This is a genomic window from Gabonibacter chumensis, assembly GCF_024741215.1.
In the GTDB taxonomy this organism is placed as follows: domain Bacteria; phylum Bacteroidota; class Bacteroidia; order Bacteroidales; family Marinifilaceae; genus Gabonibacter; species Gabonibacter massiliensis.
Genome location: NZ_JANSKB010000002.1, coordinates 250,374 through 265,950, shown reverse-complemented (window position 1 = coordinate 265,950; position 15,577 = coordinate 250,374). Strand labels below are relative to the sequence as shown.

Here is a 15,577-nt window from a genome sequence, read left to right as displayed (position 1 = left end):
TCTATATTTGCACCCGCAATGAAAAAGGGTGCCATAGCTCAGTCGGTAGAGCAAAGGACTGAAAATCCTTGTGTCCCCGGTTCGATTCCTGGTGGCACCACAGTAAAGAAAAGCAAAACAACGTAAAATCCTGATTCTCAAACAGAATCGGGATTTTTTATTTCCACTCATTTGGCAAAAAAGAGCAAAATATTACCTCTTTCAGTGGAGCAAGAGGAGGAGCAGAAAAGGTGTTCCAATTATCTCCTCCTAATTGGGTTCTTTTTCACTGATTCACAATATTTTGCATAGCAATAAACGCAGTTCGATTCCTACTTTTGCTAACAAAAAAAACAGTAGGATTATGCAAAGAAGAAATTCATTCAGTGTGCTTTTCTTTATCAAGAAAGCCAAGTTGTTGAAAAACGGAGAGGCTTCCGTTTGTATGAGAATTACAGTAAATGGTCAGCGTGTGGAGACAAACATACGCAAGAGTATCGACCCTGCATCATGGAATCAAGCCAAAGAGTGTGCCCGAGGGAAAGGAAGGCAGGCGTGTGAACTGAACCGTTACATCGAAGAGAGCCGAATCAAACTACACCACATCTTTAACGAATTGGAGGCAGAGGGCAAACCTATCAATGCTCGCATAATGCAACAAATGTTCTATGGAATAGGCAAAGAGGTGGAAAAGCCACGCATGATTATCGAAACCTTCCAAGAACACAACGACCAGTGCCGTGCTTTGGTCGGCAAGGACTATGCCCTTATCACTGTCCGCCGTTATGAGAGTTGCAAACGCTATCTGCAGGAACTTATCCGAATCAAACACGGAGAAGAGGATATTCCAATTTCATCAATTAATGGTGAATTGGTACGCTCTTTTGAATTTTACTTAAAGACGGAAAAGGCGTGCCAGCAGAATACGGTTATCCGATATATGAAATGCTTTAAGAAGATTATCAATCTGGCATTGGCAAACGAATGGATTGAGAAAAATCCATTTGCGGGAATCAAATTTCAGGAGAAAGAGGTTGTTCGTGAGTTCCTGACGATGGACGAACTAATTAGCATCTACCAAAAGGATTTCGATTTGGAACGTATTGCATTGGTACGCGATGTTTTTATTTTCGCCGCTTTCACCGGATTGGCTTTTATAGATGTGCAACAGTTGTCGGCAGAACATATTGTGCAAGATAATAACGGTCACTATTGGATTCGCAAATCAAGACAGAAAACAAATAATATGTGCAACATACCTTTGTTGGATATACCATTGGCTATACTTAATAAATATGCCAGCCACCCCACTTACATTAAGAAAGGAGTGCTGCTCCCTGTACCCTGCAACCAGAAAATGAACAGTTATCTGAAAGAGATTGCCGATCTTTGCGGAATTCAAAAACACTTAACGACTCACACAGCCCGCCATTCGTACGCGACGAGTGTGTGTTTGGCCAATGGAGTGAGCATAGAAAATATTGCCAAAATGCTCGGTCACTCTAATATCAAGATGACCCAGCATTATGCCAAAGTGCTTGACAGTTCTATTCTCAAAGATATGATGAATGTAAAAAGTGCAATTGTAAATTTAGTTTAGAAGTCTGCGGTCGCTTCACTTGCTTTCGCCCCATTATAAAGTTAACTCGGAGGGTAATACCTGCAAGTTCAAGCCCAAGGGTTTTCGAGCAAAAAATTCTCTTCGATAATTTTTTACCCGAAAAAACTCTCCGGTATCACCGTCCGAGTTGAGAATGGTTTTGGGACGAAGCAAGCGAAGCGACCTACGACGCATAAATCAAGGTCAAAAGAAAAATCAAAATACTTTCAAATACATTGAGTCGCTATTATTATGAGAAAACAGAATTGGGAACAAAGGCCGCTCGCTCCCAACTCTGCATAAATTTAGGTCTTTGAGGGACTTCTTCCTGTTTATACCCGTTCGGGTGTAATCTAAAACTTTCCGCGGTAGCAGCTTTGCAATACCTGCTCAATTTCACTCTCCCGATAGAGGATTTTCCCTCCGAGTTGCAGGTATGGCAATATCCCGTTATTCCGATAATCCTGCAAGATTCGGCGACTGATTTTCAAGCGTTGCGACAACTCCCTATCGGTCAAATAGTGTTCTCCGCTTAATAGTGGTTGATTTTCATCTGCCATTGTTGCGGTATCGTTGGCTATACGGTCAAGTTCCGAAAATATACCTCGTACCAACTCGTGATTGTGTGTGATAACTTCATTACTCATAGGCATTAATTTATAGGTTAAACATTATTACTGTCAGCAATAAGTTGCTCCACATCCCCGGGACGATAATAGATGGCGATTATTTATTTTTGAATGTGGCAATCGTCCACTATCCCTAAGCATCTGCAATGTGCGAGGAGATATTTTCAAAACCTGGCAGACATCCTGATTATCCATCCAATCGCTCATACGCCTGCCACTACGCCGACGATTGATACTATCCATTCGTTTAACGAACTGCCCGAGGCGAAACATAAGTTCCTCAAAGGTCTTTTTCTCTATGCTAATAATCTCCATAACTATTTTATTTTACATTAAACATTCACTTTGTTCCACGAACCCACTTTCGCTCGGCAATGCAAATATATTTCCATTGTTCTCGCTTATTCGTGGCTTTTCGAATGCTAAGTAAAAACAAAAAATAACACCTTCTGCAAATCGGGCATAACGTGTCACCATCTGTCGTTGCATTGCATAATTAGCAGTATTTCGTGAAAGTAAATAGCAATTCCAATTGTTGAATGAGAGATTGACCTACTGCAGGATTGCATGAATGTAAGCCAGACTGAGTGTAAAATTGAGTGATTGCATGACTTGTTATAATCACTATTGATTGCACTCATCCCTTATTGCTTGATTTGCTTATTGGTTATAAACAAGTAACCAACAAGTGTTATAACCAACGCACCAATCCTGAAATTTAAGTAAAATCTAGACTGCGATAGGATAATTTTCAAGCACTGAAAATTTATGTTCAAGCGAACATAGCAAGTTGTGTTTTGAGGCACCCGAAATAAATTCGGGCACTCAAAACCACCTATCGGCATCTTACCCTCCAAAGTCGGGATATATAATCGCACCAGCCAGCAGGAGACACCCGATTTTGAGGATGTAAAACAACTGCTTGCAGTTGCCACCGATAAGATGGACGAGATTAAGGTAAAGCACAATATAAACGAAAAACGACATTCGTTTGAATTTTACACCAAAAAATCTTGGATTCTCCTATCAATGATTGTCATCCTTTTGGCAGCAGGGGCATCGGCTATTTATCACTTGTCAAGACCTAATATCCAAAGAGATGATGACGCTCTCAAATACCGCTACATCAAGATGAAAGGCGAAGCCTCGCCTAAGCAGATAACCACATTGGAGGACATCTTTGAACTAAACCGGGATAATCAAACGATAGAGCAAATGCGTGAGGATGTAGAAAGATATGAAGAAGCAGTCCGCAAGCAAGCCGCCCTTGCCGAGCAAGCACGCTTAAAAGAGCAAGCTGCAAAGGAACAGGAAAGCAAAGCCAAGTCTATCAAGGATAAGCAGGAGCAGCCAAAGGATAACCCAAACAAGAAATCAAAACCATGAGCCTATGGCAAGTATCAAGGTAAAATTTCGTTCCTCGACTACCGAAGGCAAAGAGGGAACAATCTATTATCTGGTAATTCAGAATCGTGTAATCCGTCAGTTAAAGACGGATTACCGACTCTTTCCAACTAAATAGGTAGTTCGCTTAAATACAATTTAAGCCCATGAAATTAAATGAATTTAATTCATAATACTTTTTCCACCTGCAATATTTGTAAATACATAAGTCCAATCTGAAAAAGTTTTTTGGACAGCAATTAAGGCCCTACATAGTTTCCGAGAAGAAAGACTAAAGAAAATCTACTTTTTACAGATGGTGCATTGATTTATTTTCAATATCTTTGCAAAAAATCAATTAGCTAAGATTACAATGAAGAAAGTAAATCGGTTGAAAATCGTTCTTGTAGAACAAAATAAGACTGGGAAATGGTTAGCAGAACAGTTGGGAAAAGATCCATCAACTGTGTCTAAATGGTGTTCAAATATTACTCAACCTCCACTGGATGTAATTGTCAGCATATCCAAATTATTGGGTGTTGAGATAAAAGAACTAGTAAACGAATAACTGGAATATTACATTTATGGCAAAACCTATATTCTCTGGACATGAATCTTTTGCGTGTAAGTCTCATTGGCTTAAACGTGGATATGATTTTGTCCAAGGTAACAATAATTTCAACAATGAAAATGCTGTTGTAGTGTTGGGCGTTGGAAAAAATATGGTGTCGGCAATCAGATTCTGGATGAAGGCATTTGGGCTGATTGACGATAATGGAGAGGTGACACAGATAGCAAGACTATTACTTGCGAATAATGGATATGATCCATATTTTGAAGATATGGGTAGTTTGTGGTTAATGCATTTCAATATTATCTGCAACAACTATGCTACTGCATATAAAACCACTTTTGTAGACTATCACCAGCAGAGAAATATGCTCGACAAAGCGAAATTACAGAATTTCATCAAACATCGTTGTTTCGATGAGGCTAATTGTCGAAACCTGTATAATGAAAATACGGTAAAACGAGATATTGGTGTGTTATTTCACAACTATTGCCGAACATCAAATATCAGTGTTGAAGAATCAAATACATTGCTTGCTCCTCTAAACCTAATTTTGGAAATGGAGGACAATCAGTATACTTTCAATTATGCCACAAGGAGTATTGTACCTACACAAATATTCCTATACGCATTACTAACTATAACCGAAGAGAAGAGTATATCATTCTCCTCTGATGCGATGAACGACCTTGCATTAATCTTCTGCTTGACTAATAATGATTTGTTAGATATTGTAAAACGCTTGTGTACCGAATATTCTGGAGTGCTTGTGTTCTCAGATGTGGCAGGCATAAAAGAGTTGCAAGTAAAAGGGAGAATTACAAAAGAACAAGTTTTAGAAAATTATTATGGAGCGAGGTAAAATGAAATATATTCCATCTATAAACATAGAGCAGAATGGTTTCGATGCTCAACGCTATATAGTAACTCCAAATGCTCTGAGTGTTGTAGGAAACATTGTTGATGCCTTTAATGCAGGTGTTCACTCGTTCAATATAATAGGTTCGTATGGTACAGGTAAGTCGAATTTCATATTAGCTTTAGAGGATAGTCTTAAAGGTTCGAATATAATTGTTTCAAACAGAGGTCAATTCAATGGGTATAGCCGCTTTAATTTCGTTAAAATCGTAGGTGATTATACTTCATTAAGCAATCTTTTAACAACACATATGTTTGCAAAGAACTCGTCAGGAAATCTTTTTAAAGATTTGGACAAATTCTTTGCAAGGGCCGAAAGCAAAGATGAGTTTGTATTTATCGTGATTGACGAGTTTGGTAAATTGTTGGAGTATGCTGCAAAAAATAATCCCGAAAAAGAGCTCTACCTATTTCAGCAATTTACGGAGTTTATGAATAGCGAAAAACGCAATGCAGTATTGCTAACTACGCTACACCAAAACTTCAATTCATATGCTCACTCATTAACAGTGGTTCAACGCCAGGAGTGGAATAAGGTTAAAGGACGTTTTAAGGAGATTGTGTTCAATGAACCTGTTGAACAACTGCTTTATGTGGCATCTAAGAGAATTGAGAAGTCGCCTCGAAAACACCTAAACAAAGGTTTTGAGGAAATTTATAAATTAGCGCAAAAAACAAAGTTTGCAAGTGATACAATTGAATATAATACTGCATTGAGTCTTTATCCATTGGACCTTTTTGCAGCTCAGGCTTTAACTTTGTCTATTCAACGTTATGGTCAAAATGAGCGAACACTTTTCTCGTTTCTTGAATCCACTGGAGACAATTCATTGCACGCCTTCAAGGAAGGCGAGTATCGCACCTATAGTTTGGCCGATGTGTACGACTATGCATTATACAACTTCCACTCTTACCTATCGGAAGTGAATGCAGACTCCTCCTCGTGGGCAGGTATAAGAGTCGGTTTAGAGCGTATCGAAGGGTTATTTGAATCTGGGTTTGTGACAGACGCTACTAAGTTGGTAAAGACTATTGGGATGATGAATCTATTTGGAAATGCTGGTGTAAGTTGTACCAAAGAGGAATTGTCACTATATGCAAAATACGCACTTAACATTGAAGAACCTGAGGCTGTCATTAACTTGTTAACAAAGCACAAAATCATTCGTTATGCTAACTATAAGTCTCAATATGTCTTGTTTGAGGGTACCGATGTTAATATTGAAGGAGAACTGCTTTCTGCTGCAGGAATTGTTCCTCGTTCAAAGGATATCATAGACAAATTATCATCAAATTTTAATCTTCCGAGAGAATTTGCCAATGCCTCATACTTTAGAACGGGCACTCCTCGCTATTTTGAGTATATAATATCTGATACCTCGATTAATAGACAACCACAAAATGAGATAGATGGTTTTATTAATCTAATCTTTAATGAGGATTTATCAGTAGAAAAGTTATGTGCCGAAACCAAAGATGTTGAGGAGGCTATTCTATATGCATATTTCAAAAACACAGAAGATATCGTCAATCACATTTGGGATATTGACAAACTGATTTATGTGCAGAACTATGTAGATAGTACGGACAATGTAGCACAACGCGAAATTAAAGCATTGCTCCACCACGAGCGCAATCTTCTGAATTCGAGTGTTCTTAATACGCTTTATGATTATACCGACAATGTTGTGTGGGTATGGAAAGGTGAAGTGCAAAACATTTCATCTAAAACCGCCTTTAATAAGTTCTTATCGGAGATATGTAATGAGGTCTATGCTTTTACGCCTACATTCAAAAACGAAATGGTGAATAAGCACAAGCCAAGTGGTGCAATGTCATTGGCTCGTGTAAATTACCTAATGAGTCTTTTGGAGAACGCAAATGAAAAAGATTTGAAATTTGACGATACAAAATTTCCTCCCGAGAAGACAATTTATCTTACTTTGTTGCAAAATACGGGCATACATAGGCGTTATTTAGGGGCTTATGAATTAATGGCACCCGAAGATGAAACTTTTATGCCATTATGGAATGCCTGTGAAGCATTTATGGATAGTTGCAAGGAGAAACCTCGTAAGTTGTCTGAACTGATAGCGATACTCAAAACTCGCCCATTCAAATTAAAGCAGGGTGTCATAGATTTGTGGTTGCCAACATATCTTATTATTAAGAGGAATGACTACTCGCTTTATAACGACAAAGGTGTATATATTCCTAAAATCAATCGAGACGTTTTAGATATTTTACAGAAAGCGCCAGGTGGTTTCCAAGTTAAAGCATTTAATGTCGAAGGTATTAAACTGGATCTATTTAACAGATACAGAGAGGCGTTAAGCATGTCGCAGGATGATGAATTTACGACAGACAACTTATTGGAGACAATCAAGCCATTCATTGTGTTCTATAAGAAACTTAACCCATATACCAAACACACAAGAAGGCTACCTAAAACTACATTACAGTTTAGGTATGTATTGTCTAATGCCAAAGATCCTGAGAAGACCTTCTTTGATGATTTGCCACACGCATTGGGCTTTAAGGACACTGGGCTTGTAAATAATGCAGATATTCTGAAGAGTTATGTAGACCTGCTTCAAAAGGCAATTCGTGATTTAAGAGGTTGTTATGCCGCACTGATAAAGCGAATAGAATCTGCTCTGGTGGAAGCGTTGCAACTAAACTCTCCTGAATTTAGCAAATATAAAGTCGAGTTGGAGAATAGGTATTCGTGTGTGAAAACCTATCTGCTCACTGATAGACAGAAGGTAGTTCTAAATCGAGTGCTTGCCCCATCAACGGACAGAGTTACTTGGATCCAATCGTTAGCTTATGTCATTTTGGATAAGCAGTTAGAAAACCTACTTGACGAGGAGGAGGAATACTTGATTGAAAATCTTATTCATGTATTCAAGGAGTTAGATAAATTCATCGATCTGAGTAAGAGAGATCTCGACAATTGTGAGAACTTTATTCGAGTTGAGATGATCTCAAAAGATGGTGCTATGTCGCCACAAGTGATACATTTAACCGACAGCAAAGTAACTGAAGCCAAGCGTCTAGAGGAACAGATTACTAAAATGCTTTCAGGTAATAATGACATTGACGCTTATGCTTTGTTGAATATAATTAAAAAAAGAATCGGCAATGACTAAGGTAAGGCATGTATTAGGAATCTCAGGTGGCAAAGATAGTGCTGCATTGGCTATATATTTGCGAAATTTGTATCCACAGCTTCCGATGGAGTATTACAACTCTGACACTGGCTGCGAGTTGGAAGAGACAGATAAACTGATTGCTAATTTGGAGTCAATGTTAGGCAATATAAAGAAGCTCAAAGCAGCGAAAGGTAGTCCAGAGCCAACTCCATTTGATCACTTTTTAAAGGTAACAGGAGGGTATCTACCTTCTCCACAAGCACGTTGGTGTACTCAAAAGATGAAATTATCGGAGTTTGAGAACTTTGTTGGAGAAGACTATGCCGTTTCGTATGTGGGCATTAGGGGCGATGAGGATCGTGAAGGGTATGTTTCTACCAAGCCTAACATACAGGCAGTATTCCCATTCCGCAAGAATATATGGAGTATTGATGTAATTCATAAGGTCCTGCATAACGACAATCTTCAACAAATTTCGGATTTGTATAAAGAATGGGCGCCCGAAGATATAAGAGAAGAGGCCGTTGAGATTGCATCAACTGCTATAAATAAATCTTTTTACTACAGTCGTAAACTTAATGCTCTTTTGGATTTGAGTATTAAGACATTCAACCGTGTTGTCTTTGAATTTTTGAAAACTACGGACTATCCTGTTGGTAAATTGAAAGAATTTCCTTTGATTGACAATGATGAAATTAAAATAAAGGAAGATATTTTTAATATATTGGAAAACAATGGAGTGCCTGTCCCTGAATACTATAATCCCATAGAATTTGAAGTTGATGGCGAAAAAGGCACTTATTGCCGTAGTCGTTCGGGATGTTACTTTTGCTTCTTCCAACAGCGCATTGAGTGGATATGGCTATTAGAACAGCATCCTGAACTTTACAAGAAATCTATGGAGTATGAGAAGGATGGATATACTTGGATTCAAGGTGAAACCCTTGCCGAGTTAAGTCGTCCAGAGCGTGTTCGACAGATAAAACTGGACCACATCAAAAAGCAAGCGTCACTAAAAAGTAAATATAAGAGCGGCCTGCTTGTAGATATGTTCGATGATGACGATGAAATACCTTGTGCTAACTGTTTTATATAATTAATATGGATAATGAGATAACAAATATCGGATTTACAATTGATGCAGGTTTGATACAGCGTCTTGGTTTTGAATTGGTCGGCAGAGCAGAAACGGCCGTATCGGAACTAATAAAAAATTCATATGATGCAGATGCTACCATTGTAGAAGTTGATTTTATAAATACAGAAGATACTGGGGGAGCTCTTATAATTAAAGATAATGGTCTTGGAATGACTAAGGCTCAACTAATTAATGGGTTTCTAAGAATCTCATCTACAGATAAAGTTCATAATCCTATTTCATCAAAGTATCATAGGAGGAAAGCTGGCAGAAAAGGTATTGGTCGGTTCTCAACTCAAAGATTAGGAACCAAACTGACGGTTATCACACAAACAAAAAATGATAGTTCAGCTCTAAAGCTAACAATAGATTGGGATAAATATGTAGCAGATTATGATATTACCTCAATCAAGTTTCCTTTAGAAGTTATTGAAAAGGAACAAGTTGAAGGCACAACTCTAATTATTAATAATTTGAGAGAAAAATGGACCAAGGCATCAATAAATAGAGTATATAGGTATGTAATGGATTTATTCCAACCAGATTATCTTTCAAATAAAAGTATGCAACAGAATTTTGCAAGAAAAGACGAAAATTTATTTCAGGCAATATTCAAGCAGTCTATATATGGCGAATCTACAATTATAAATGATGAACAGATTTCTATTTTTGACAAATCGTTAGCAATTTTAGAAGGTCATATTGACGAGAATCATATGGCACATCTAACTGTTGTTAGCGAAAGTCTAAATTTAGATGATTCAATTATAATAAATTATTCAACAGAACATCCTGCCTATTCGGAACTTTCAGATGTTTATTTTAAAGTATATTATTTTATTTATAATCGTCCGCAATATTATAGGGGGAAAGTTTCTAGCACAGAATTAAATAAAATAGGAGAACTGTCTAAGACAGCAAGTGGTGTACGCTTGTACAGGAACGGATTTAGAGTCCTGCCGTATGGAGAGGTTACCGATGATTGGACACAAATAGATCGAAGATGGTCTAGTGAATCAGGTACTGTAAATGTTCCCCTTAGCAATAAAAACTTATTTGGATTTGTAGAAATCTCAGATCCTGACGGAAAAACTTTTGAAGAAACTGCTAGTCGTGAGGGATTAATTGAGAATAATGCATTTAGACAATTAACTGATTATATTCATAAGGCACTGTCGATTGCCAGGAATAGAATAGCTGAAAAAATTACTCAATTTAAAATAGAGTCAAATGAAGATGACTACACACAAAAGACGATAAATGAAGAAAAGACTGAAAAAGAACTCGTAGATACACTTGTGAAATTGTTCTCCACAGATAACAGTGATGAGGAACTAAATGAAAACTATTTAGAAAAAAAAGAGATAATCAAACGTATCAATAAATTGATTGAAGAAACAGGTATGTTGCGAGTTCTTGCTGGTTTAGGATTGACTATAGGTGAATTTACTCACGAAATAAAGCAATTTCAACCGTCAATTCAAGGTTTAATTCACCAATTGAAAAACTTGGGCATACCATCTACTGGATTAAAAATATTAGATTCGTTAAAACAAAATTTTAATGATTTATTTAGTTATACACGTTTTTTTAGTGCTACGATTTCTCAGAACACAACTAGGATCAAAGAACCTATTGATATGTTGGAGATGGTTGATCTCTTTAGGAATACTATTAAAAATGATTTAATAACTAACAAAATTGCTTTTGAGGTTGAAGAATACGACTTTGACACTTATACATTACCAATGCATAAATCAGAATGGTCATCTATTTTATTTAATCTATATTCAAACTCTAGAAAAGCTATTAAGCGTTCGCATGCAAACGGACAGATATTAATTGAAGTTGGTATAAAAGGGACTAATATATTTATCAGATTTAATGATAATGGGGATGGAATTCCCGAAAAGAATAAGAATCGGGTTTTTAATGCGTTTTATTCTACTTCAACACCCGCTAGTTTTAATGCACCACAAAATGAACAGCTTATTGGAACTGGTCTGGGATTGAAAATTGTTAAAGATATCATCTTAAGTTATAATGGTAGTATTAAAGTGGTAGAACCAGCAAATGGCTATAGTACTTGCTTTGAAATATTAATTCCAAAAAATAATAATTGACAATTATGAATTACATATATATTGATGATGATGCAATAGATAAATCCAAGGATAAAATCTCTGGATTTATTTCCACAGAATTGACAATTGAAACACAACAACACAGAGGAAGTTGGGAAGAACAAATAAAGTACATTAGTGAGATTAGTAATAATATTGATGGACTAATTTTAGACTTAGAATTGAATGATCTTCCAAATGAAAAAAATGAGCGAGCATATTTTAGAGGGACATCATTAGCTCAGGAAATTAGAACAAGACAAAAAGGGAATGATATAAAAAGTTTTCCTATTGTTCTATTTTCTGCACAAGATAAATTGGATACCCTACTAGAATCTACGGGATTTGATTTATTTGACATATGTATAAATAAAGATGTCTCATCTGATGTTTTTGAACAATACTCTTTACAACTATATGCATTAGCATATGGTTATAAAATATTAATAGAAGAAGAACAAATTGCAAATATCCTCGGCATAGATATAGAACTAATCGACAGTAGATTTATCTCCGAATTACACAGGAATATGAAATTACCGATTCATGTTCGAGCGATGTTTATTTTAAGAGAATTAATCAACAGACAAGGTTTGCTCATTGATGAGGAGGTATTGGCAGCTAGAATGGGAATTGATAAAAACTTATCAGAAGATTGGAGCACTTTATCGGAAAGAATAAGTAACACAAAATACATAGGAGTATTCAGTGAAGGTTGGCAACGATGGTGGATGCCGTTAGTTGAAAAATGGTTTGAGTCTATAACCACAGAAAACTGGCGTTCACTTTCTGCAAGAAATAGAGTTGAAATAATTAAACAGACAACAGGATTGTCTGGATTAAATTTCGCAGAAAGAATAAACAAATCTACAAGTGATGAATTTTGGACTGTTTGTCAAGGATATCATGCACCAATTGATACGATAGATGCCTTGATTTTAGACGGGCAAGAAAACTTATATCCATGGCAAGAACCCTTATGTGTTTCCATTGACGCTGCATTAAAACGAAAGAACAAACTCTATTGGGGAGATATTGCAGAAGTAGAAAAAGAATATTTTGAAAAGCTCATTAAGATGTATAAAAAAGAAAAATAGTATGATACGAAATATTCAAACCGAGTTGATGAATTGGGCTAATATTTTAAAATCAGAGAAATTGTGCTCAAATACAACTCCTATTATTAATCAGGTTGGTAAAATTAAAAATGGCAAACTTTATCATATTCAAAAACTTAAACTGGGGCCTTTTAAGCCTCCGCGCAATACTATCCCTAGCAGCATCTGTGATTTATATATAATCCTAGATGTCAAGTTTAAATTTTCTAAAACAAATGAAACAGATATTAATAATAATATTATAGAATATTTATTCAATATAACCTTTATTGGAGAGGGTGTTGATGAAAATAAATTCTACTCTTCATTTCATTTAGACTATGACACATCTGACAATGCAGATGTAATACATCCATGGTTTCATTTTACATATGGAGGGCATAGCTTAAAAGAAGAAGAAACAGGGAATGTTTTATTATTAACATCCCCACGTCTGCCATATATGCCGATGGATTTCTTTTTAGGGATTGATTTTATACTTTCGAATTTTTTAGAAAAAAAGGTATATAAAAAAATAAAGAGTAACTCTATGTATAAAACAGCACTTGAACATTCACAATGTGCGATTTGGAAACCATACATATTATCTATAGCGCATCATTGGTGCAAGTTTTCTAATTGTCAATATAATCTCATAGATAAAGATCTAAGTAGACATTTTGTACCAACATTGATATAATTTATGCTAAAGACAGACATTATATGGCCAAATCATCGACGTTATAAGTCGCGTACAGAGTGGGAACCTATTGGTTTCTTCTTAGACTGCTTATGCAATTCCACGCAATTTGATTTAATGCTTGGGTTCTTTTCCTCGTCAGCTATTAGCATTCTTGCTAATGGTTTTGCAACCTTCTTATACAATGGTGGCAAAATGAGACTTGTTATTAATGATATATTGACAGAAAACGACAAAGATGCTATTGCAAAAGGAGTTAACACAAAAGATGATATACCATATTTTGATGTAACAGACATAGAATGTATATATGAAACCCTATCGGAGAGAGATAAACATTTCTTTGACTGTATATCGTGGCTAATTCGTAATAATAGAATTGATATCAAAATAATTTCTCCCAAGAATGGGATAGGCATATCACACACCAAATCTGGCATATTTTACGATGGGTTAAATACTGTTGGGTTTGATGGCTCTTGTAACTTTTCAAGAACTGCATTAGTAGATAATATTGAAAGCCTAACCGTTTCGTGTGATTGGGATGGCAATATAGAAACAGCAAAGATTAATGCCATACAAAACGAATTTGAAGGAATTATAACAGAACAAGATAATACCGTATCTTACATTTCAGTTGAAGATATTAAAACTCAAATTACTAATGTGGCTGGAGATAAAACCCTAACAGAGTTGCTTGAAACCGAGTATGAAATATTAAATCAATACTCTAATGGTGAGATATCCAACTCAATTAGACAGGCATTAGATAAAGCGAAAGATCGAGTGGAGGCCATAATAGAGAAAATTAATAGCAAGAAGGAACGCAATAATTCTCATGTATCTTCACTTGCTCCATCTTTCCCATACCCATCAGGGCCAAGGGATTATCAGATGGAGGCTTTTGAAAAATGGAAGAATAATAAGCAGAAGGGGTTATTTACAATGGCAACAGGTACAGGAAAGACAATAACTTCACTTAATTGTCTGCTTGAGATATACAAAAAATTTAGATACTACAAAGCACTAATTCTTGTTCCAACGATCACGCTGGTTGAACAATGGGAAAAAGAGTGTGCTAAATTTCAATTTGACAATGTTGTTAAAGTGTGTTCTAAATACCATGGTTGGCAAACATCATTGGCAAATATAAGAATGTTGGAATTGTCTTATCCAGATAATAAGCAATCATATGTTATTATATCTACATATACTTCTTTCATAAGACCTGATAATTTCATTGTTCTAAATCAGTTTCCTAAAAACAAACTACTATTGATAGCTGATGAGGCTCACAATATGGGAAGTGGTCGTATAGCAAGACGTTTACAAGATGTAAAATATTTACGAAGAATTGGATTATCTGCTACCCCAGAAAGGCAGTTTGATGAAGAAGGTAATGCACGCTTAATGGATTTCTTTGGCTGTAACGGCTCATATACTTTTGAGTATTCAATGGAGGAGGCGATACAGAAAGGTGCTTTATGTAAATACTATTATTACCCTCATTTAGTGAAATTGACAGATGATGAGATGGCTGAATATGTAGAATTATCACATAAGATAGCAAAAATCATCAATAGAGAAGATGAGGATAGTAAAGAAATACTTAAAAGATTATTGCTTAAGCGTAAACAAATAATCCATAAAGCAAGAAATAAAAAAGATGTATTTCGAGATATTTTACAAGAACGCATAAAAGCAAAAGGTACTCTTAAATACACATTGGTTTATGTTCCTGAAGGTAATAAACCAGATGATTTTACAGCAGATGTATTTGACAATTCTGATACTATTAAAGATGATGAAGATACAGTACATTTGATTAAGGAATATACTTCAATAGTTAGAGATATAGATTCTCATATTGTTGTAAGGCAATTTACTTCTGAATCAACAGACAGAGATATTATGCTGAAAGATTTTGCAAGTGGCTCAATAGATGTTTTGACATCTATGAAATGTTTAGATGAGGGAGTGGATGTCCCAAGAAGTGAATTGGCTATATTCTGTGCAAGTACGGGAAACCCAAGACAATTTATTCAACGTAGAGGTCGCGTTCTCAGAACACATAAGGATAAACGATTTGCAATTATTCATGACCTGGTCGTTATCCCTGAGAATAATTCTGATGAGAGTTGCCGAGATATTGAAAAATCTTTGGTGGCTGCTGAGATAAGAAGGGTACGAGATTTTGCTGTTTTATCAGAAAATTGCAATGACACTCTAAATGTATTAGATGACATATTAGAACAATATCAAATATCATTATATAATTAACCAC

General features: G+C 36.0%; 11 protein-coding genes, 1 tRNA gene and 2 pseudogenes. 12 read left to right on the top strand and 2 right to left on the bottom strand.

Going from position 1 to position 15,577, the window contains the following annotated elements:
- Positions 1–27 precede the first annotated feature (27 nt).
- Positions 28–100: transfer RNA gene (locus NVS78_RS07760), tRNA-Phe, on the top strand.
- 243 nt (positions 101–343) lie between these two features.
- A complete protein-coding gene (locus NVS78_RS07755) occupies positions 344–1,579 on the top strand; it encodes a site-specific integrase (protein WP_286358677.1) in 1,236 nt (411 codons plus the stop codon).
- A 353-nt stretch (positions 1,580–1,932) separates the two neighbouring features.
- On the opposite strand, the gene NVS78_RS07750 is transcribed toward NVS78_RS07755, so the two are convergent.
- Positions 1,933–2,226, bottom strand: coding sequence for a helix-turn-helix domain-containing protein (locus tag NVS78_RS07750; protein ID WP_286358676.1), 294 nt, complete (start codon positions 2,224–2,226; stop codon positions 1,933–1,935).
- 17 nt (positions 2,227–2,243) lie between these two features.
- Positions 2,244–2,523: pseudogene (locus NVS78_RS07745) on the bottom strand (helix-turn-helix domain-containing protein).
- A 627-nt stretch (positions 2,524–3,150) separates the two neighbouring features.
- Between NVS78_RS07745 and NVS78_RS07740 the strand changes: the two are divergent.
- The 10 genes and pseudogenes from NVS78_RS07740 to NVS78_RS07695 all read left to right on the top strand — a co-directional run bounded on the left by NVS78_RS07740 (position 3,151) and on the right by NVS78_RS07695 (position 15,573).
- Complete coding sequence (locus NVS78_RS07740) at positions 3,151–3,594, top strand: hypothetical protein (protein WP_286358675.1); 444 nt, start codon at positions 3,151–3,153, stop codon at positions 3,592–3,594.
- Positions 3,595–3,598: 4 nt separating this feature from the next.
- A pseudogene (locus tag NVS78_RS07735) lies at positions 3,599–3,727 on the top strand (site-specific integrase); the annotation flags it as partial.
- Positions 3,728–3,964: 237 nt separating this feature from the next.
- Positions 3,965–4,159 carry a helix-turn-helix domain-containing protein gene (locus NVS78_RS07730; protein WP_286358674.1) on the top strand — a complete coding sequence of 65 codons (195 nt, stop codon included), beginning with the start codon at positions 3,965–3,967 and terminating at the stop codon, positions 4,157–4,159.
- Positions 4,160–4,175: 16 nt separating this feature from the next.
- Positions 4,176–5,024: a DUF4007 family protein gene (locus NVS78_RS07725; protein WP_286358673.1), complete on the top strand. Its 849-nt coding sequence runs from the start codon at positions 4,176–4,178 to the stop codon at positions 5,022–5,024.
- Positions 5,011–8,232 (top strand): hypothetical protein, encoded by a 3,222-nt coding sequence (locus tag NVS78_RS07720; RefSeq protein WP_286358672.1) that lies wholly within the window; start codon positions 5,011–5,013, stop codon positions 8,230–8,232. The genes NVS78_RS07725 and NVS78_RS07720 overlap by 14 nt, the downstream gene beginning before the upstream one ends.
- A complete protein-coding gene (locus tag NVS78_RS07715; RefSeq protein ID WP_286358671.1) occupies positions 8,225–9,331 on the top strand; it encodes an adenine nucleotide alpha hydrolase family protein in 1,107 nt (368 codons plus the stop codon). The genes NVS78_RS07720 and NVS78_RS07715 overlap by 8 nt, the downstream gene beginning before the upstream one ends.
- Positions 9,332–9,336: 5 nt before the next feature.
- Complete coding sequence (locus tag NVS78_RS07710; protein WP_286358670.1) at positions 9,337–11,496, top strand: sensor histidine kinase; 2,160 nt, start codon at positions 9,337–9,339, stop codon at positions 11,494–11,496.
- A 5-nt stretch (positions 11,497–11,501) separates the two neighbouring features.
- The gene (locus NVS78_RS07705) at positions 11,502–12,593 is read left to right on the top strand and encodes a hypothetical protein (RefSeq protein WP_286358669.1); all 1,092 of its coding nucleotides are present in this window, start codon (positions 11,502–11,504) and stop codon (positions 12,591–12,593) included.
- A gap of 1 nt (position 12,594) precedes the next feature.
- Complete coding sequence (locus NVS78_RS07700) at positions 12,595–13,293, top strand: hypothetical protein (RefSeq protein ID WP_286358668.1); 699 nt, start codon at positions 12,595–12,597, stop codon at positions 13,291–13,293.
- Positions 13,294–13,296: 3 nt separating this feature from the next.
- A complete protein-coding gene (locus NVS78_RS07695) occupies positions 13,297–15,573 on the top strand; it encodes a DEAD/DEAH box helicase family protein (RefSeq protein ID WP_286358667.1) in 2,277 nt (758 codons plus the stop codon).
- Positions 15,574–15,577 lie beyond the last annotated feature (4 nt).

Coding starts and splice junctions, on each gene's coding strand:
- NVS78_RS07695 (WP_286358667.1), top strand. CDS start 13,297: ATGCTAAAGACAGACATTATATGGCCAAATCATCGACGTTATAAGTCG.
- NVS78_RS07750 (WP_286358676.1), bottom strand. CDS start 2,226: ATGAGTAATGAAGTTATCACACACAATCACGAGTTGGTACGAGGTATA.
- NVS78_RS07720 (WP_286358672.1), top strand. CDS start 5,011: ATGGAGCGAGGTAAAATGAAATATATTCCATCTATAAACATAGAGCAG.
- NVS78_RS07755 (WP_286358677.1), top strand. CDS start 344: ATGCAAAGAAGAAATTCATTCAGTGTGCTTTTCTTTATCAAGAAAGCC.
- NVS78_RS07740 (WP_286358675.1), top strand. CDS start 3,151: ATGGACGAGATTAAGGTAAAGCACAATATAAACGAAAAACGACATTCG.
- NVS78_RS07705 (WP_286358669.1), top strand. CDS start 11,502: ATGAATTACATATATATTGATGATGATGCAATAGATAAATCCAAGGAT.
- NVS78_RS07730 (WP_286358674.1), top strand. CDS start 3,965: ATGAAGAAAGTAAATCGGTTGAAAATCGTTCTTGTAGAACAAAATAAG.
- NVS78_RS07715 (WP_286358671.1), top strand. CDS start 8,225: ATGACTAAGGTAAGGCATGTATTAGGAATCTCAGGTGGCAAAGATAGT.
- NVS78_RS07725 (WP_286358673.1), top strand. CDS start 4,176: ATGGCAAAACCTATATTCTCTGGACATGAATCTTTTGCGTGTAAGTCT.
- NVS78_RS07710 (WP_286358670.1), top strand. CDS start 9,337: ATGGATAATGAGATAACAAATATCGGATTTACAATTGATGCAGGTTTG.
- NVS78_RS07700 (WP_286358668.1), top strand. CDS start 12,595: ATGATACGAAATATTCAAACCGAGTTGATGAATTGGGCTAATATTTTA.